Annotated in this window: 13 protein-coding genes; 9 read left to right on the top strand and 4 right to left on the bottom strand. The window is 50.7% G+C overall.

Annotation, left to right across the window (positions count from 1 at the left end; genetic code table 11):
- The 9 genes from RGU75_RS01875 to RGU75_RS01835 all read left to right on the top strand — a co-directional run bounded on the left by RGU75_RS01875 (position 1) and on the right by RGU75_RS01835 (position 10,370).
- The gene (locus RGU75_RS01875; RefSeq protein WP_322232554.1) at positions 1–1,101 is read left to right on the top strand and encodes a DUF2157 domain-containing protein; all 1,101 of its coding nucleotides are present in this window, start codon (positions 1–3) and stop codon (positions 1,099–1,101) included.
- The gene (locus RGU75_RS01870; RefSeq protein WP_322232553.1) at positions 1,098–2,228 is read left to right on the top strand and encodes a DUF4401 domain-containing protein; all 1,131 of its coding nucleotides are present in this window, start codon (positions 1,098–1,100) and stop codon (positions 2,226–2,228) included. Before RGU75_RS01875 ends, RGU75_RS01870 begins: the two co-directional genes overlap by 4 nt.
- Complete coding sequence (locus RGU75_RS01865) at positions 2,221–2,793, top strand: GDYXXLXY domain-containing protein (protein WP_322232552.1); 573 nt, start codon at positions 2,221–2,223, stop codon at positions 2,791–2,793. Before RGU75_RS01870 ends, RGU75_RS01865 begins: the two co-directional genes overlap by 8 nt.
- Before the next feature lie 70 nt (positions 2,794–2,863).
- Positions 2,864–3,955 carry a chorismate synthase gene (gene aroC / locus RGU75_RS01860; RefSeq protein WP_322232551.1) on the top strand — a complete coding sequence of 364 codons (1,092 nt, stop codon included), beginning with the start codon at positions 2,864–2,866 and terminating at the stop codon, positions 3,953–3,955.
- A gap of 392 nt (positions 3,956–4,347) precedes the next feature.
- Positions 4,348–5,109, top strand: a complete 762-nt coding sequence (locus tag RGU75_RS01855; protein ID WP_322232550.1) for a sulfite exporter TauE/SafE family protein — start codon at positions 4,348–4,350, stop codon at positions 5,107–5,109.
- A gap of 171 nt (positions 5,110–5,280) precedes the next feature.
- Positions 5,281–5,865 (top strand): DUF4126 domain-containing protein, encoded by a 585-nt coding sequence (locus tag RGU75_RS01850; RefSeq protein WP_322232549.1) that lies wholly within the window; start codon positions 5,281–5,283, stop codon positions 5,863–5,865.
- The gene (locus tag RGU75_RS01845) at positions 5,862–8,363 is read left to right on the top strand and encodes an ABC transporter permease (RefSeq protein WP_322232548.1); all 2,502 of its coding nucleotides are present in this window, start codon (positions 5,862–5,864) and stop codon (positions 8,361–8,363) included. The genes RGU75_RS01850 and RGU75_RS01845 overlap by 4 nt, the downstream gene beginning before the upstream one ends.
- Positions 8,364–8,396: 33 nt before the next feature.
- Complete coding sequence (locus tag RGU75_RS01840; protein WP_322232547.1) at positions 8,397–8,831, top strand: group II truncated hemoglobin; 435 nt, start codon at positions 8,397–8,399, stop codon at positions 8,829–8,831.
- A 63-nt stretch (positions 8,832–8,894) separates the two neighbouring features.
- Positions 8,895–10,370, top strand: coding sequence for a DNA recombination protein RmuC (locus tag RGU75_RS01835; protein WP_322232546.1), 1,476 nt, complete (start codon positions 8,895–8,897; stop codon positions 10,368–10,370).
- 211 nt (positions 10,371–10,581) lie between these two features.
- Here RGU75_RS01835 and glp read toward each other — a convergent pair whose 3' ends face one another.
- The 4 genes from glp to RGU75_RS01815 form a co-directional block, all read right to left on the bottom strand.
- Positions 10,582–11,964 (bottom strand): gephyrin-like molybdotransferase Glp, encoded by a 1,383-nt coding sequence (gene glp, locus RGU75_RS01830; protein WP_322232545.1) that lies wholly within the window; start codon positions 11,962–11,964, stop codon positions 10,582–10,584.
- Positions 11,961–12,560 (bottom strand): molybdenum cofactor guanylyltransferase MobA, encoded by a 600-nt coding sequence (gene mobA, locus RGU75_RS01825; RefSeq protein ID WP_322232544.1) that lies wholly within the window; start codon positions 12,558–12,560, stop codon positions 11,961–11,963. The genes glp and mobA overlap by 4 nt, the downstream gene beginning before the upstream one ends.
- A gap of 108 nt (positions 12,561–12,668) precedes the next feature.
- A complete protein-coding gene (moaA, locus tag RGU75_RS01820; protein ID WP_322232543.1) occupies positions 12,669–13,784 on the bottom strand; it encodes a GTP 3',8-cyclase MoaA in 1,116 nt (371 codons plus the stop codon).
- A gap of 421 nt (positions 13,785–14,205) precedes the next feature.
- The gene (locus RGU75_RS01815) at positions 14,206–17,445 is read right to left on the bottom strand and encodes an Rne/Rng family ribonuclease (protein WP_322232542.1); all 3,240 of its coding nucleotides are present in this window, start codon (positions 17,443–17,445) and stop codon (positions 14,206–14,208) included.
- Positions 17,446–17,954 lie beyond the last annotated feature (509 nt).

The following is a 17,954-nucleotide window of genomic DNA, read 5'->3' as shown; positions in this document are numbered from 1 at the left end:
ATGCCACCAATCCCATTAACACCACCAACACCACTCAGCCCGAAATTACATTCTGAATCCGATTTCGTACGGACATGTCAAACATATTCAGTACGTCCTGCCATCACGCATTGGCTACAAGAAAAACAAATAACCCCGATGGCGGCTGAGCGTGCTTGGCAGTTGTCTGGCGAGTTGCCGGGCCGGTCCGATTGGAAATATTTTCTGAAGAATGTTTGTTTGTTTGGCGGCATTTTGTTTTTGACTGTTGGCGTTATTTTCTTCTTTGCATTTAATTGGGAAGCGTTGCCACGATTTGCTAAATTCATTTTATTGCAGGGACTATTGATTAGCGCTGCCTTACTTGCCAGGCGTTTTACGCTAGATACTTTAAAGGGGCAAACGGCATTGCTGGCGGCGATGTTGCTATGCGGAGCGCTGCTGGCCTACTTTGGGCAGACTTATCAAACCGGTGCAGATCCTTATCAATTATTTTTAACCTGGAGTATTTTGATATTTCCTTGGGTGTTGGTCTCACGGTTAAATATTGCATGGTGTCTTTGGTTGGGTTTATTGAACGTGGCCTTGACGCTGTATCCCGGTAGTGCATTGTTTAGCCTGTTCGGTGGTAATGAAGGCGGTAATACTTTATCCGTGTCGTTATTTTGGCTGAATGGTTTGATATGGGCTTGCACTGAAATTGTTTTGCATCGTAGTCATCCTCAATCTGCAGCTGCCGACAATGTGTATAGATACAGATTCTTTATCCGCTTTGCCGCATTGCTGACATTGGCCTCAGCCACTTACCATATTATATTTTTACCGGGTCGCCTCATTGCTCATCCAGATTGGATTCAGTTAAGTTCTATTGTCATGCTGATCGTATTGTCGGGATTTTTTGTACTTTATCGTCGACGTCGCGAGGTGGTCATATTAACTGGATGCTGTTTTGCGCTGATAGCGGGAGGGACGGGGCAATTGGTTGGGATACTTTTTTTCGGGCATAGACCTACATGGCTGGTTGGCTTGATAGTGATAGGATTATTTTTAGTGATTGCTTCAAGCATGGCAGCGCTTTGGCTGCGTAGGGTGCAGCGTGGCTGGATTCAGGAACGGCAATGAAAATTGGCGCGCCTTTAGCTGAAATGCAAGACTCCGATAATTCTTCAGTAGGATGTTCGCGCCTCTGGCAGCAACTGCATGCAGAAGGTCAAGTAACGACAAACGAAACACCAGTCTGGTTGAACCCAGAACCGTCCGCTCCTTGGTTTATACGTTTGATGCTCGGCGTTTGCGGCTGGTTGGGTGGTTTGTTCCTCATGGCGTTTTGTGGCTTTTTCTTAATCGATCAGTTACAGCATGAGGATGGCGCGTTACTTGTCGTGGGGCTGGTACTGATTGGCATGGCATGCGGCATTAATAGAATTGGCCATACGGAACTATGGCAACAGTTAGCGCTGGCCTTGAGTTTGGCGGGGCAGGGCATGGCGGGATTTTGGTTATTTGCGACTTATGGTGTGGATGTTGCATGGCCGTTGTTTTGTATTGCATTGGTCCAATGTTTGTTGTTCGTGCTGAACCCTGATTTTTTACATCGTTTGCTGTGCACCATATTGTCTGTGCTGGCATTGCATATGGGATTCTTGATGTGGCTGGGGCCAAGCCCTATTCTGCCGATTTGTGCCGCGTTGGTTGCGCTACTTTGGTTGGATGAGTCTTATTGGCTGATGCGATTGCGACATACATTTCTACCAATCGCCGTGGGACTGACGGTTGCGCTGTTGTGTCTGGGACTAACATCGGTATGGTTCCCTGCCTGGTTGTTAACGCAAGTTGCCGACGGACACCGCAATGATGGATTGGGTGACAGTTTGTATCGATGGTTATATCTGCTCGATCCGGCGATTGTTGGCATTGTATTTTTTGAGCTGGTTGTCCGGTTGTCCTCTACCTTATCGGTAGCGTGGCGGCGTGTCGCGCTTACGTGCGGATTGGTGTTTTCCATTCTCGGCGTTTGGGTGGTTGGTCTCGTACTGGGTGGGATGTTGATATTGCTAGGCTTTGCGAGAGGGCGACGGTGGTTAATTGCCCTCGGAATTGTCGCCTCGCTGTGCTATTTGTCATGGTTTTATTATTCTTTGGACTTTACTTTGTTTGTGAAATCGATTGGTCTAATAGTCACCGGCGGCCTCTTATTACTTGGCTATTTCTTTTTAAGTCGCCTGCCTGCGGAGATGAAGAATGTTTGATCGCAGCATCGTAAAAAGTAATCGGGGAGGATTGATATTGATTGGATTAATGCTGATTCTGGCGGCGATCAATCAAGCTATCTGGCATAAAGAAGAGGTGCTCAAATACGGCCGGAGTGTATCGTTGGCGATGGCGCCGGTGGATCCGCGCTCGTTGATGCAAGGCGATTACATGGCGCTGGATTGGCAATTATCCAGAGATATCATGGCATCCTCCTTGTCTCTGCCAATCACTGGCAAGGCAGTTATATCCGTACCGGATGAGTCGGGTCAAATACCGGCAAAATTTGTTCGGATCGACAACGGCAAGCCGTTAGCGGCGAATGAGGCACTGATTGAATATCGGCTGCGCAATGGACGGGTGAGAGTAGTTTCTGATGCTTATTTTTTTCAGGAAGGACAAGGTGCGGCTTTTGCGAACGCACGGTATGGGCAATTCCGCGTCGCTTCGGACGGACAGGCTTTATTAGTCGGTTTGCAGGACGACCAGATGCGCCTCATCCACCCTTCTGTGCAAAGACCGGCCCAAAAACCTTCAGAAACCGTGAAAAACCCTCAGAACTGACACCGGAATAACTGCTGTGTCATTGGCACTGGTAAAATTATCCTTTAACGTTTAATTAATCAGGATCACCATGCCCGGCAATACCTTCGGTTCATTATTTACCGTTACCAATTTTGGTGAATCTCATGGCCCAGCCATTGGCTGCGTCGTGGATGGTTGTCCTCCGGGTCTGGAATTATCGGAAGCCGACCTGCAAACGGATTTGGACCGACGCAAACCGGGCACGTCGCGTCACGTTACTCAGCGACAAGAGCCGGATACCGTTGAAATTCTCTCTGGTGTGTACGAGGGTAAAACGACTGGCACTCCAATCATGTTGTTGATTCGCAATCAAGATCAGCGCAGCAAAGATTACGGCAACATTGTCGAAACCTTTCGCCCTGGTCACGCAGATTACACTTATTGGCAAAAATACGGCATCCGTGATCCTCGTGGCGGTGGCCGTTCGTCTGCCCGGTTGACCGCGCCATCGGTAGCGGCCGCGGCGATTGCCAAGAAATGGTTAATGCAGCAATACGGTACTGTCATTAAGGGCTATATGAGCCAATTGGGCGAGATTCCGATTGTTTTCGAGTCCTTGGAACATGTTCCCCAAAATCCTTTTTTTGCGCCGAACAGGACGCAGATTCCTGAGCTGGAAGCGTACATGGATGCTTTACGCAAAGATGGCGATTCTTGCGGAGCGCGCATCAACGTTGTTGCTTCCAATGTCCCGGTCGGCTTGGGCGAACCATTGTATGACCGGCTCGATGCTGATATTGCATACGCGATGATGGGTATCAATGCCGTCAAAGCGGTTGAAATTGGTGCGGGGTTTGCGTCCGTCGTACAAAAAGGTTCAGTCCATGGTGACGAAATCACACCAACAGGATTCCTGACAAATAACGCCGGCGGTATTCTGGGCGGGATTTCAACCGGCCAGGATATTACCGTGACCATTGCGATTAAGCCGACATCGAGTATTCGCACGCCACGTCAGTCGATTGACAAACAAGGTGTGCCAACAATTGTGGAAACGTTCGGACGTCACGATCCTTGCGTTGGGATTCGCGCCACGCCGATTGCTGAGGCGATGTTGGCGCTAGTATTGATGGATCATGCTTTGCGTGACCGTGCTCAGTGTGGTGATGTAAAAGTTCCGCGTCTGGTCAATCCGGAATAACTACTCTGATTAATTATTCTCGTTAGCGCGAAATTGCGGTCGATATATTTTTTAGTTGTAAGTCGTGTTGGATTGTGATGTACACCACCAAAACCGGGCTACGTCTCGGTTTTTTGGATTCGGCGTCACGGATTAATCACTTAACCACCCGCAACGCTCCATTGTTTTACCTGTAAATAATATCGCTTCACTTACATCTTTTTCGGGCTTCGATTATTTTTTCAGCGTTGTAATGTTAACGTGTTGTGCTTTTTCATTTTGTTGAGAACCAAGGTGGGCCACCAAATACAGTGTGAATTCAGTGTTTTATTGATATCTACTGTAGTTGTATAAGTATATTTTTAAAATTTCTTCAAGTTCACTATTATATTGTTGCTTATTAGCACTAAAGTATGTGCGACGTATTGATATATTTTTGTGGAAACCTCCTGTTAGGTGCTGTTTTGGGCGGCGTGGGCGGGTTATTTGGAATAGGCGGCGGCCTTATAGCGATTCCCGTCCTCGGTATGTTTTACGGTATGGATCAACAATTGTCGCAAGGCACGGCGTTGGTCATGGTGGTGCCGAACGTTTTGATTGGATTTTGGCGTTACCGCCAGCGCAATAGCCTGGATTTGCGGGCGGCAAGCATGCTTGGTGGTTCAGCCGTTTTAGTGACGTATGCGACTGCATGGTACGCCACCGTGATTGCCGCTAATACGTTGCATTTTGCATTTGCGGTGTTTATGGAAGTGTTGGGTTGCTATTTGTTATGGAATTTGTTGCGTAAAAAATCGTTGGCCCGTACGAAAAAGGTCTTGGGTTTGAATTATTTACCCGTGGTCGGTGTTGTCGGCGGAGCGGTCTCCGGATTTTTTGGCGTAGGCGGCGGTGTCGTTGCTCCGCCTGCACTGGTGGCCTTTTTCGGTACGACGCAAACCGCGGCTCAGGGAATGGCCCTCGCCCTGGTGTCGCCTGGCGCGGTGGTGGCTTTATGCACGTTTGCCTACGCCAGTCATGTCAACTGGATTGTGGGAATTCCGCTGGCTATTGGCGGGATAGTGAGTGTGTCATCCGGCGTGGCGCTGGCGCATCAGTTGCCTGAACGTCGCTTGAGATTGTGCTTCAGCCTGGCTTTGATTGTGTTGGCTGGACGGTTAATGTTGCGTGGTTGATAGTGATTGGCGTTGGCGCTATCGGACGGCTCACGCAATGCTTGCCGACCTTTCAAAGTTGGAATATCGTATAAAAACGTTGTTTTAGCGAGGTTTTTCTCATTTAACCGATGTAATTAGCTTCTCGATCGACTTGATTGATGGTGAAGCAGAATCCTGTGGGGAGCCGATATGGTGGATACACTTTCGACTGCCGCGATGGCAGCAGGCCTTTCCTGGGCCAGCGGCATTCGCCTGTATATGGCGTTATTCGTCGCCGGACTATTCGGACGCTTGGGTTGGATCACCCTTCCGCACACGCTAGAAGTATTGCAGTCTCCCTGGATTTTGGGTATTACCGGCTTGTTGATGCTGGTCGAATTTTTAGCCGATAAAATACCGGGTCTCGATTCAATCTGGGATGCGGTCCAGACGTTTATCCGCATTCCTGCCGGTGCTGTATTAAGCGCCGCCGCGATGGGACATATGGACCCTGCAGTGACGACGGCTGCCGCGCTGGTCGGTGGCACTTTTGCCGCCAGTGCCCATGCTACCAAGGCGGGTAGTCGCGCCATGATCAATACTTCACCAGAACCATTAAGTAATTGGGCGGCCTCATTTTCCGAAGATGTCACCGTATTGGGCGCTTTATGGGCAGCGTTTTACCACCCTTGGGTCCTATTCGGATTTTTGCTGGTATTCTTTATTTTTGCAATCTGGTTGTTGCCCAAGTTGTGGCGTAGTCTGCGCTGGGTTTTTCAAAGGCTTAGTACATGATTTTGCAGTCTCTGCGCATGACCCAACGCGATTGGCGGGCGGGTGAGTTACGATTCTTGTTGGTGGCGTTAATTGTGGCGGTGGCGGCATTGTCTTCGGTCGGATTTTTTGTTGATCGGATGCGCGCGGGATTAGCGCGTGATGCCCACCAATTGTTGGGTGCCGACTTATTGATCGGAGCTGACCAACCGGTCAACCCGAATTGGCGCGCCGAGGCACAGCGGCGTGGATTGACCATTGCCGACACCGTAGTATTCCCTAGCATGGCATTATCGGGCGAGGGCGATGATTCCAAATCTCAGTTAGCCTCGTTAAAAGCCGTCTCCGCCGCCTATCCTTTGCGTGGCAATTTAAGTATTACCGATAAGCCAGGAACGCCAGACACCATCACCCGCGCCGTTCCCGCTGCCGGTACGGTCTGGGTTGATCCGAATATCCTGACCGCATTAAACATCAGCGTCGGCGCACCGCTTAAGCTCGGTGATCGCACCTTCACGATTGCACACATTCTCTCGGTCGAGCCGGATCGCGGTAGTGGCTTTGTCAACTTTTCGCCGCGCGTGATGCTGTCACTCGCTGATCTGGCATCGACGCATTTAGTGCAAGACGGTTCTCGCGTTACTTACCGTTTATTATTGGCCGGCGCGGCCCCGCAAGTTCAGGCATTTCAGGGGTGGGTAGAAGCTGAGATTGCGCGGGATAACGTTAAGGGCGTGCGCATAGAGTCGTTAGAGACCGGACGCCCCGAAATGCGCGCTACGCTGGATCGGGCGCAGCAGTTTTTATCGTTGGTGGGTCTGTTGTCAGCGATGTTGGCCGCTGTGGCTGTAGCGATGGCAGCGCGGCGCTTCATGTTACGTCATCTTGATGCGTGTGCGATGTTGCGTTGTCTCGGCTTGACCCAAAATCAGGTCACACAGCTATATCTATACGAATTCTTAATGATTGGCCTGATTGGAAGTGTACTCGGTGCCTTAGTCGGATTTGGCGCACATTTTGTGTTGCTTGAGACACTTGGTAAGTTCGTCGCCCATGATTTGCCACCTCCGAGTGTTATCCCTGGCTTGCAGGGAATTGTGACCGGATTGCTATTATTAGTTGGATTTGCCCTGCCACCGATCTTGCAGCTGCGCAACGTGCCGCATAACCGGGTCATACGACGCGAGCAAGACCCGCCGCAAGTCGCGGTCGTGGCAACCTATGGTTTGGGAACGCTCACCTTTATCGGCTTGTTGCTCTGGCAAGCGGGAGACGTAAAGTTGGGTTTGCTGACGGCGCTTGGATTTTTGGGTTGTTTTGCGATGTTTGGGCTGATCTCGTGGTTAGCACTGAAGTCCTTGCGGACCGCGCGCGGCGCTTTCAAGCATCCAAGTTGGCGCTTTGCCCTGACCGGATTGCAACGCCGACCAGGAGCCACAATTGTGCAGATTGTCGCGTTGGCGCTTGGTTTGATGGCGTTACTATTGCTAACGGTGATCCGCGGTGACCTTATCGGCGCATGGCGGCAATCGACGCCTGCCGATGCGCCAAACCGGTTTGTGATTAATATTCAGCCCGACCAACTTGCCGATATCAATCGACGACTTGTTGCAGCTGGTATTACGCAACCGAACCTCTATCCGATGATTCGTGGTCGCTTGACTGAAATTAATGGCAATGTTATCAACCCGGAAACGTATCAGGAAGACCGTGCTAAACGATTGGTAGAGCGCGAATTCAATTTGTCGACCATGGTGGCTGTGCCACTGAAAAATGAGATAGTCGCCGGTAATTGGTATAAAGACGATCAGCCGGAAGCCTCGGTTGAAGAAGGGCTGGCAAAAACGTTGAACCTGAAGTTAGGTGACAAACTCACATTTGATATCGCTGGTCAGACCGTCAGTGCACCGATTACCAGCTTGCGTAAGTTGGAATGGGGCTCGATGCAGGTCAATTTCTTTGTCATTTTAAATCCGAAGGCCATGGTGAATACACCGCAAACCTGGATTACGGCGTTCCGCTTACCGCCTGCGCACAGCAATCTTGGTAACCAGTTGACGCGTGACTTCCCGAATCTGACCATTGTTGATATTGGCAGTATTATTCAGCAATTGCAGGACGTGGTCGATCAGGTCGTGGCGGCGGTTGAATTTTTGTTCCTGTTTACGTTGGCGTCCGGTGGCTTGGTCTTGTATGCAGCGTTGTTGAGTTCGCAAGGGGAGCGCACGCGGGAGGCGGGTTTATTGCGGGCTTTGGGCGCTACGCGCACGCAGTTGTCGCATGCGCAGTGGATTGAATTTGCATTGATTGGCAGTTTGGCGGGATTTTTGGCGGCAACTGGCGCGGCGGCTACAGGATGGGCGTTAGCGCATTATGTGTTTAGTTTTACCTGGGCGTTTAGTCCGTTGATTTGGGTTGCCGGGATGGTGATTGGGGCGGTTTGTACGTTTGTGGGTGGGTGGATTGGGTTGAGAGGGGTTTTGTCTCGGCCGCCTTTGGAGACTTTGCGAGAGGCATGAATTTAGGGGGTGTTTGCGTTATCATTCCGATCTATGACTATTGATAAAAATTCTTCTGTTGAACTGACGCCGCCTTCTATCTTTGAATTGATTGGTGGCGCTGAGCGTTTGCGCGAGCTAGTTGATCGCTTTTATGATTTGATGGATCTGGAGCCTGCGTTTTCTGGTGTGCGGATTTTGCATCCCACTTCGCTGGATGGGTCGCGGGACAAATTCTATTGGTTCTTGTCGGGTTGGAGTGGTGGCCCGGACTTGTTTGTTGAGCGATTTGGTCATCCGCGCTTGCGCGCACGGCACTTGCCGTATGCGATTTCGACGCCGGAGCGGGATCAATGGCTGCGGTGTATGGCGCTGGCGATGCAGGATGTCGGGTTAGAGGAACAATTGCAGGAGCGTTTGATGAGTTCTTTCTTTGATACCGCTGACTGGATGCGTAATAAGCCCGATAACGTGGATACGCAAGCGTAGTTTATCAGACGTGGATTTTTTTACTGGGTTGCGGATGCAGCCCCTTTTTTTTGAACTGACAGCATGACGTTATCTGAATTATTTGTTTTGCTCATTATTGCCGCGATCATCATAGCGCTTCAGGTCGTGTCGATCTGGCGGTCCGGTCACTCTGGAAAAGGTGATGCGCAGCAGGCGCAATTGACGCAAATCAAAGACGATTTGTTGCGTAGTCAACAAGATATCGGTGATCGTAATGAGCGAGAGCTACGCGATCAGGTGCAAGGTAGTGCCCAGAGTACGCGTCAGGAAATCGGTGCGAGTTTTGGGCAATTGCAACAGACCGTATTAGCCCAAATGACCAGTGTGGCGACATTGCAGAATAGTCAGATCGATGCGTTTGCCCAACAATTGGTGCGACTCAATGAGACCAATGCACAGCAACTCGACAGCATGCGCCTGGCCATGAATCAACAGGCGCAGACCAGTCGTGAAGAGCAGGCACTTTCTCTGCAACGTTTTGGCGATACACTTAATCAGACCCTGGCCACGCTGACTGAGTCGAACGCGCAGCGGATGACAGAAATTCGTACCACGCTGGAAGCAAAAATTAAGGATCTGCAAAATGATAATGGTCTGCGCCTTGAAGAGATGCGCAAGACCGTGGATGAAAAACTGCACGCAACGTTAGAAAAACGTTTGGGTGAGTCCTTCCAGATTGTCTCGGACCGGCTGGAAAAAGTGCATCAAGGTTTGGGTGAGATGCAGCAACTGGCAATTGGCGTCGGCGACTTGAAACGCGTTCTTACCAACGTTAAAACGCGTGGTACTTGGGGCGAAGTGCAGCTGGAAATGTTGTTGGAGCAAGTTTTGACGCCCGAACAATATGCTAAAAATGTGGAGACGGTTCCCGGTAGTGGCGAGCGTGTTGAGTTTGCGATTAAGTTGCCAGGCCATGATGACGGTAATACGCCGGTGTGGATGCCGATTGATGCAAAGTTTCCTAAAGAGCAGTATGAAAGATTGTCCGAGGCCGCTGATCGCGCAGATGCCGATGGCGTTGCCTTGGCAGGCCGTGAGTTGGAGCGAGCCGTGCGGGGCGAGGCGAAAACCATCGCGGAAAAATATTTATCACCACCGCTTACTACCGATTTTGCGATTCTCTTTTTGCCTACTGAAGGTCTGTACGCAGAAGTGATGCGGCGTCCAGGTTTGGCCGATGACTTGCAACGACTCCATCGCATCAGCATCGCTGGCCCATCGACCTTGTCGGCATTATTAAACAGCCTACAAATGGGTTTCAGAACCTTAGCGCTTGAGAAACGCTCTTCCGAAGTCTGGCAAGTCCTGGGCGCAGTGAAGACCGAGTTCACCAAGTTTGGTGACGTGTTGGCAGCGACCAAGTTGGCTCTTGAGCGGGCAGCAAAAAACATCGATCAGGCCGAGGTTCGTAGTCGGCAGATGGCGCGTAAATTGAAGTCGGTTGAGGCGCTACCTAGCGAGGCAGCGCAATTGGTGCTGGGGAAGGAGCCAGAACAATTACAAGACGAAGAAAGTTGATTTTATCAATTGTTGACGAGATATAAGACTGTCGGAAGCACCGATACCTCTATCGGTACGCTACCTGGGTTATCCGCTTAACCACGTAATGCGACCGCTCAGGCAAGCTCTAAAAATCTTAGCCAGCGGGCTTGAGAATACGAATTTGTACGACGGTGCGGTGCATCGGCAATGCGAAATTGATTCGGGCAGGCACCGTCTGGAAGTCGCTTTAAATCAGGCCATTAAATAGAATGACCTCAACCTGATCGCCGATGGCGACGTCCCTTTGATCGTGTGCTAAAACGATCATGCAATCGGCTTCAGTCATCGAACGCAGGATCCCAGAACCCTGCGCACCAGTTGGCCGCACCGACCATCGGCCACTTTCGTGACGGATCAATATGCCGCGCTGATATTCGGTGCGTCCCGGTTTTTTTCGAATGATCGATGCGGACGTTACCTGCATAAGAGGAAGCGGTGCTGGTTGTGCTCCCATCATGTGCAAAAGCGCATCACGCGCAAAAAAATAAAACGACACCATGACGGCTACCGGATTGCCAGGAAGTCCAAAAAAGACGGCCGGTTTGTTGGAGCTGTTAATTGTACCGAATGCGAGCGGGCGACCTGGGCGCATCCCGAGTTTCCAGAACGCTACCTCGCCTAACTGCGCCATCATCTGTCGTGTATGGTCAGCGTCACCGACAGACACACCGCCGGAAGTGATAATGGCATCGGCATTATCAGCCGCACTTTTGAACGCGATTTCTAGTGCTGCAGGATCGTCGGCAACCACGCCGAGATCGATGATGTCGCAACCTAGTCGGCGTAACATGCCATATAGTGTGTAGCGATTGGAGTCATAAACGCAGCCGGGATCAAGCGCCTCTCCAACTGAACGTAATTCATCGCCGGTGGAGAAAAAAGCCACACGCAAGCGTCGTTGGACTGGTACTTCGGCGATGCCTAATGAGGCCAGCAAGCCGAGATCGGCAGGGCGCAGAATCCGTCCTTTCTTTAATGCCGCGGCACCTGCTTGCAAATCCTCGCCAGCCAGACGACGGTTAGCGCCTGCTCTGACTGCGCCCGCAGCGATCGTGATGAAAGGCTTGGAGCGGGGTAATTGTGACGAGCCGTTCGCATCATTTGATTCTGTGACGTCGCCGTTGAATGCGCTGACGAATTCTTGTGGAATGACGGTATCAAGGCCGTCGGGCATTGGCGCACCCGTCATGATTCGTATTGCTTGTCCCGGTGCAACGGGACCTTGATGCGCGCGTCCTGCATGGGATGTACCGATGACGCTGAGCAGCGTGTCACCGTCGGCGCATAAGCTCTCGCTATGAAAAGCATATCCATCCATTGCCGAGTTATCGTATGCAGGAACGTTGATCGGCGAAATAATATCGATTGCTAACACGCGATCAAGTGCGGTGCGGATGGCAACCTTTTCTATCGCATGAATCGGCGTAATGCAGTCCCGGATAATCGCTTGGGCGTGACTTACTGGCAGCGCGTCGGAATCGTAATCGGAGACGCAACTGATTGCTGCGCTTAACAACGACCGTGAGGATCGCGATGGCAGCGATGGCGAAGGATAGGATTGCTTAGTCATTGGTGGTTGTCTGCTTCACGTAATTCATTGGGCGTATTGATATTGCGAAATGGCGTGGCATCTTGAAACAGGACTTCAGTGTAATGCAAGCGCCGATACCAGATTTCAATTTTGCGCCCACCTTCGTCTATGAACGCCGTCAGATCTATAAGTACTGTCGTTTGCATCAACATGAAAACCGGTTGTGGCTGGATCTTTGAGTTAATGCCGGAGGTCGCTGCGACAGCAATATCTGCCGCGGTATTTTCCAACGCCTTCGCCAATTCAGACACTACATTGTCTGGTAAAAACGGGGAGTCACATGGAGCCGTGACTAAATAAGGTGTCTGACAGTTTTTTAATCCTGCCTGAATACCTGCAAGCGGGCCAGCAAAGTCATTGTTTGCATCGGGCCAGACCGGCACGCCAAAGGTAGCGTATGCGCTTAGATTGCGATTGGCACTGATCATGAGCGAGCCTACTTGAGGCGCTAACGTTGCTATGACGTGCGCGACCATTGGGACGTCGCTTACTGTCTGTAAGCCTTTATCAACACCGCCCATCCGGCTGCCGCGACCGCCAGCAAGGATTAAACCTGTTATTTGACTAATATGCATAAGATGGTGGCGTGGATGGCGTTGTTGATGGACAGTTTGCAGCTTAAATCAGGACGATGAAGAAAAACTGGATACGACGAAAGTATCCTGAGATTAGCGCATCAAAACTTATCCTCCGATATACGACATTTCTACTTTTTTTCTTGCCGGGGTCAAGCCATTGGTATTAAGCGTTCGCAGCTCGGAATAACGATCATCTCGTACCCGCCAGATCTGGCCGATAACTGTCGCGATTTCTGCATCACTGCAATTGCCGCCATTGCCACGCAAAAGGGCGCGTAAATCGTGTCCTTCACTGGCAAATAAACAGGTATATAACTTTCCCTCGGTTGAGAGCCGAGCGCGACTGCAATCGCTGCAAAACGCCTGCGTGACGCTGGAAATCAGGCCGATCTCGCCACCATCATCATAGCGCCAACGCTGCGCAGTTTCGCCAGTGTAGTTAGCCGCTAACGGCGATATTGGAAATACACTTTGGATTCGTTTTACGACCTCTGAGGAAGAAACCACTTCATCCATTTTCCATCCATTCGACGCGCCGACATCCATGTATTCGATAAAACGTAAAATAAATGGTGAGGTCTTGAAGTAACGCGCCATCGGCACTATTTCGTGATCGTTGACACCGCGCTTAACGACCATGTTGACTTTAATCGGGCCAAGTCCTACTTGATGGGCGACATCCAGTCCGTGCAATACATCGGCGACAGGAAAGTCGGCATCATTCATTTGCTTAAAAATCTTTTCGTCTATCGCATCCAACGAGACGGTAACGCGATTTAATCCAGCATCCTTGAGCGATTGTGCTTTTTTTGCCAGTAAAGAACCATTGGTGGTTAATGTCAGATCGATATCCTCGCCGTCCGGTGTCCTCAATGCACTGAGTTGTTCTATTAACTTTTCGATATTTTTACGCAAAAGCGGCTCGCCACCGGTCAAGCGAATTTTCTTGACACCGTGCGCCACGAAGAGTTTTGCCAAGCGCGTGATTTCTTCAAACGACAGCAAAGCGTTGTGTGGTAAGAATGCGTAATTTTTATCGAAGACTTCCCGCGGCATGCAATAGACACACCGGAAATTGCAGCGATCCGTTACTGAAATCCGCAAATCGTGCAACGGTCGGCCTGATGCATCGGTGATAACTCCCGTTGGTGCCTCAAGAATAGTCGGGACGATGGGGCCGAGTAAGCGGTGATCAATCAGTGGAATGACTTTTTTAGTCATATTGTCTATATGCAAATTATCTCAAAATATCTTAGCGCGTTAAGATCTTGTTGTTGATCGGCTGCCTTGTTCGCTCTGACTTAGCCTTTAGGGTAACAGCTTGGAAATCTACATTTACTCACGCGAGTAAAGATTCGGCGGCGTTATGGTCCTATGATGACAGGATGGCTGGTCGGCGCAATAGAGCTTGTCACAAATTCTAAAAGTAATGAATTTTATGATCTTGGCAATACGATACAGAAGATACCACGGCGGCAGAATTTTGGTATTTTGGACCAAATTTTGGACGTTAAAAAAGAGAGTTTAAAAACTCCCTTTTTATCCATCACAGTCTGGATTTAACTAGTTCGGCCAGTTAAGGAGGGCGTTGGTTTAGCCGCACTCCTCAACTATGGTTTTTCGCTATCCAGTTGCGAATGTGTTATTGCCGATTCAGTTCAGTTTCGATCTGAACCAGTGGCTCATCGACCAACACCGGTTGTGGCTTACGCTCACGTGGTGCACGTGGTGCAACGACAATTTTCGCCGCCGCCTCTTGCGCTGCGCGCAGTTTCGCTGGATCGGTTCCTGCTAGCGTCAGGCCAGCAGATTTCAATGCATTTTGCAGTTCATCAACCGAAGAAGAAATCGGCGAGGACGCGATTGGCGCTACCGCCGCTGTTATCTCCGCCACTGTTACTTCTACTGGCGCAACAAATGGTGTCGTAACGACTTCATGCTCAACCTTGCTAACAACTTCATTAGCAATTGAAGGAGTTGCTGGAATGAGGGCGTTGACATCTGCTATATGCGTTTCTTTGGCTATCTCGGTCAGAGGCGCATTGGCAGAGGAGAGCGTAGCCTGTGTTGTTACTTCAGCAGCATAAACTGTCGCTGCAGTGGTGACGACCGGCGCTGGCATAACTTCTGGTAATACGACTGCTGGTACCACCGGAGCTGCTGGCGTTGTTTCCAAAGCAGCTGGCTCTTTAACAGCCTCAGATGCTACAACGTCAGAAACAACGTGCTGAGGCGCAATTGGGGCAGCGATAGCGGCGGACAATGTGGTTGGAACGATGGATGCTACCGCTTCAACCGGAGCAACTACCGGAGCAACTACTAGTGCTGCCGGAGCAACGACGTCGTGTGTTTCTTTAATTGCATTTTCCAGAATTGCGGGAGCAGTTGTCACGGCCACTGGTACTGGTGCCATGATTTCCGGTGCAGTTGCCTGGATTGGCGCGATTGCATGAGCGGTATCGGCAGCAATAACCATACCAATCGGAGTTGTCGCATGGCTGACAGGAGCAGTTTCTGGGTCATAGGCAAACTCAGATCCCGCATCCACGAAGTTTTCGTTACCTTCAGCACCTGTTTCAGTGCTATCGCGATCACGACGGTTACGATTACGACCGCCACGACGACGACGACGACGTGGTTCTTCACCTTCACCGGCTTCGCCATCTGTACGAGGAGCGGCCGCATCCAATGATTCAGCGTCAATGGCTTTCTCTGTTGCGATGCCGACTGCTACCAAAGGTGCTTCGACAGCCGGAGTATGAAGAAGCGTTTCATCTTTCTTTACTTCGCTTACGACCTCTTTACGCTCTTCGCGTGGTGGACGTGGTGTCCGTTCGCCGCGTTGACGGCCTTCGCTTGGCTCGCGAGGCTCGCGTGCTTCGCGCGCTTCTTTTGGCTCACGTGGCTCTCTTGGTGGACGTGGTTGACGTTGTTGCGTTTTGGTTTCCGAGTTAGCCGCAACGACGACATCTGCTACGACAGTTTTCTTAGTGCTGTTAGCATTTTCTTCACGGGCTTCGACTGGTGCGCCTTCTTCGTCACGGTCGCGATTACGACCGCCACGATTGCGGCCACGCTGGCCACGACCATTGCGGTCATTGCCACGTTCGCGGGTAGGTTTTGCTGCGGCAACAGTTGGGGTAACGGCGATTTCAGTCGATGCTGGTTTTTTGAAGAAGAATGCCATGATCTTGGCAATCAACCCTTCACCAGTCGCTGCTACTGAGGCTGCAACAGGGGCGACAGCTATTGGCTTACGCTCGACGATAGGTGCTGGTTGGTCTGGAGTAATGCCCTTGACCACGGCTTCCTGACGCGGTTTGCCTTCTTCTTTTTGGCGTTTGCTATAACCGATGTCGGTATCAGCTTGCTCTGCCATTGCGTAACTGGCTTGTGTTTCTTCAAGGCGTGGATCGTCGTGCTTCAGACGCTCCAGTTTGTAGTGCGGCGTTTCCAGATGCTTGTTTGGGATCAGGATAACGGCCACGCGATGACGGGTTTCGATCTTCAGTATCTCACCACGCTTTTCGTTCAGCAGAAACCCAGCAACATCTACCGGTGCCTGGACGTGAATAGCAGCAGAGTTTTCCTTCATTGCTTCTTCCTGAATGATGCGCAGGACTTGCAAAGCAGAGGATTCGATATCGCGGATGTGGCCAGTGCCGTTACAGCGCGGGCAGGTTACGTGGCTACCTTCCGACAGCGAAGGACGTAGACGCTGACGTGACAACTCCATCAGACCGAAGCGAGAAATCTTGCCCATTTGAACACGAGCGCGATCATAGCGCAGTGCGTCTTTAAGGCGTGTTTCGACTTCGCGCTGGTTCTTCGCATTCTCCATGTCGATGAAGTCGATGACGATCAGACCGCCCAGATCGCGCAAACGTAATTGGCGAGCGACTTCTTCAGCGGCTTCGCAATTGGTGTTAAATGCGGTGGTTTCGATATCGCTGCCGCGGGTTGCGCGGGCCGAGTTGACGTCGACTGATACGAGTGCTTCGGTATGATCGATCACAATCGCGCCGCCTGATGGCAGCGGAACGGTGCGCGAATACGCGGTTTCGATTTGGTGTTCGATCTGGAATCGGGAAAATAACGGCACGTCGTCGTGATAACGTTTGACCCGATGAACCATATCCGGCATCACGTGCGCCATGAACTGTTGCGCTTGCTCGTGAATTTCGTCGGTATCGATCAGAATTTCGCCGATATCAGGCTGGAAGTAATCGCGAATAGCCCGGATGACCAGCGATGATTCCTGATAAATCAGGAATGCGCCATTACCTTGCGTACCAGCACCTTCGATAGCGCGCCATAGTTGCATCAGGTAATTCAAATCCCATTGCAGTTCGTCAACATTACGACCAATGCCAGCAGTGCGGGCAATGACGGACATGCCAGAAGGCAGGTCCAATTTGTCCATCGTTTCCCGCAACTCCTGGCGATCTTCACCTTCGACACGACGGGAAACACCACCACCGCGTGGATTATTAGGCATCAATACCAGATAGCGACCAGCCAATGATACGAAAGAGGTAAGGGCAGCGCCTTTATTGCCGCGCTCTTCCTTTTCGACCTGAACCATGATTTCCTGGCCTTCACGCAACGCTTCTTTAATAGAGGCGCTACGAACATCAACGCCTTCTTTAAAATAGGTGCGGGCAACTTCTTTAAATGGCAAGAAGCCGTGGCGTTCTTCGCCGTAATTGACGAAGCAAGCTTCTAGCGACGGTTCGATACGGGTAATCACACCTTTGTAAATATTGGACTTGCGTTGTTCGCGTCCGGTGGTTTCGATATCGATATCGATGAGCTTTTGCCCGTCAACAATCGCTACGCGCAATTCTTCTTGCTGCGTAGCATTAAACAACATGCGTTTCATTTTTTCACTCCGTGGCCCTGGGGCCATTTTTAATGCCACCTAATCATGCAATTAAGCAATGATTCCAGCAGCAGAATACAGGGATGTACGCGAGGAAGGAGTGTTTGGGGGGAGGGAATTGCCTTAGTGTGTCCGCGCAACGATGGCGAGACACAACGGGGCGCGAATGCAATATCGCCGCTTGCTGAGCGTAACCAGCGTGCATCGAATCAGGTCCTGCCTAGCGCAATTACGCATTGCGAGCATGAATTCTGGCGGCGAGCGTCTTGGTAAGTCAAAAAGTACATTGTTCAGCAAAAAACCGGCGTTACGTTTACTGCATTTACTAATGAGCTAGTCACATAACGTTTCAATAATCTGAATCGTGTGTCTTTCTCATCAGACTTATCCTATTCATCCAAACATACTGTCCAACATCCTTGCGCGTTATCCGATGACAACTACGGTGCGACCTTGACTCGCGCAGGGGTGATGCGTACACATTTTTCCATCAAATTTGCAAATTGGCG

This window comes from Glaciimonas sp. CA11.2 (genome assembly GCF_034314045.1).
Taxonomy (GTDB): domain Bacteria; phylum Pseudomonadota; class Gammaproteobacteria; order Burkholderiales; family Burkholderiaceae_D; genus Glaciimonas.
This window is presented reverse-complemented; position numbering and strand designations above follow the sequence as displayed.

Bases quoted from the DNA above. Each gene is read 5' to 3' on its own strand.
- RGU75_RS01875 (WP_322232554.1), top strand. From the start codon at position 1: ATGCCACCAATCCCATTAACACCACCAACACCACTCAGCCCGAAATTA.
- RGU75_RS01870 (WP_322232553.1), top strand. From the start codon at position 1,098: ATGAAAATTGGCGCGCCTTTAGCTGAAATGCAAGACTCCGATAATTCT.
- RGU75_RS01865 (WP_322232552.1), top strand. From the start codon at position 2,221: ATGTTTGATCGCAGCATCGTAAAAAGTAATCGGGGAGGATTGATATTG.
- aroC (WP_322232551.1), top strand. From the start codon at position 2,864: ATGCCCGGCAATACCTTCGGTTCATTATTTACCGTTACCAATTTTGGT.
- RGU75_RS01855 (WP_322232550.1), top strand. From the start codon at position 4,348: ATGTGCGACGTATTGATATATTTTTGTGGAAACCTCCTGTTAGGTGCT.
- RGU75_RS01850 (WP_322232549.1), top strand. From the start codon at position 5,281: ATGGTGGATACACTTTCGACTGCCGCGATGGCAGCAGGCCTTTCCTGG.
- RGU75_RS01845 (WP_322232548.1), top strand. From the start codon at position 5,862: ATGATTTTGCAGTCTCTGCGCATGACCCAACGCGATTGGCGGGCGGGT.
- RGU75_RS01840 (WP_322232547.1), top strand. From the start codon at position 8,397: ATGACTATTGATAAAAATTCTTCTGTTGAACTGACGCCGCCTTCTATC.
- RGU75_RS01835 (WP_322232546.1), top strand. From the start codon at position 8,895: ATGACGTTATCTGAATTATTTGTTTTGCTCATTATTGCCGCGATCATC.
- glp (WP_322232545.1), bottom strand. From the start codon at position 11,964: ATGACTAAGCAATCCTATCCTTCGCCATCGCTGCCATCGCGATCCTCA.
- mobA (WP_322232544.1), bottom strand. From the start codon at position 12,560: ATGCATATTAGTCAAATAACAGGTTTAATCCTTGCTGGCGGTCGCGGC.
- moaA (WP_322232543.1), bottom strand. From the start codon at position 13,784: ATGACTAAAAAAGTCATTCCACTGATTGATCACCGCTTACTCGGCCCC.
- RGU75_RS01815 (WP_322232542.1), bottom strand. From the start codon at position 17,445: ATGAAACGCATGTTGTTTAATGCTACGCAGCAAGAAGAATTGCGCGTA.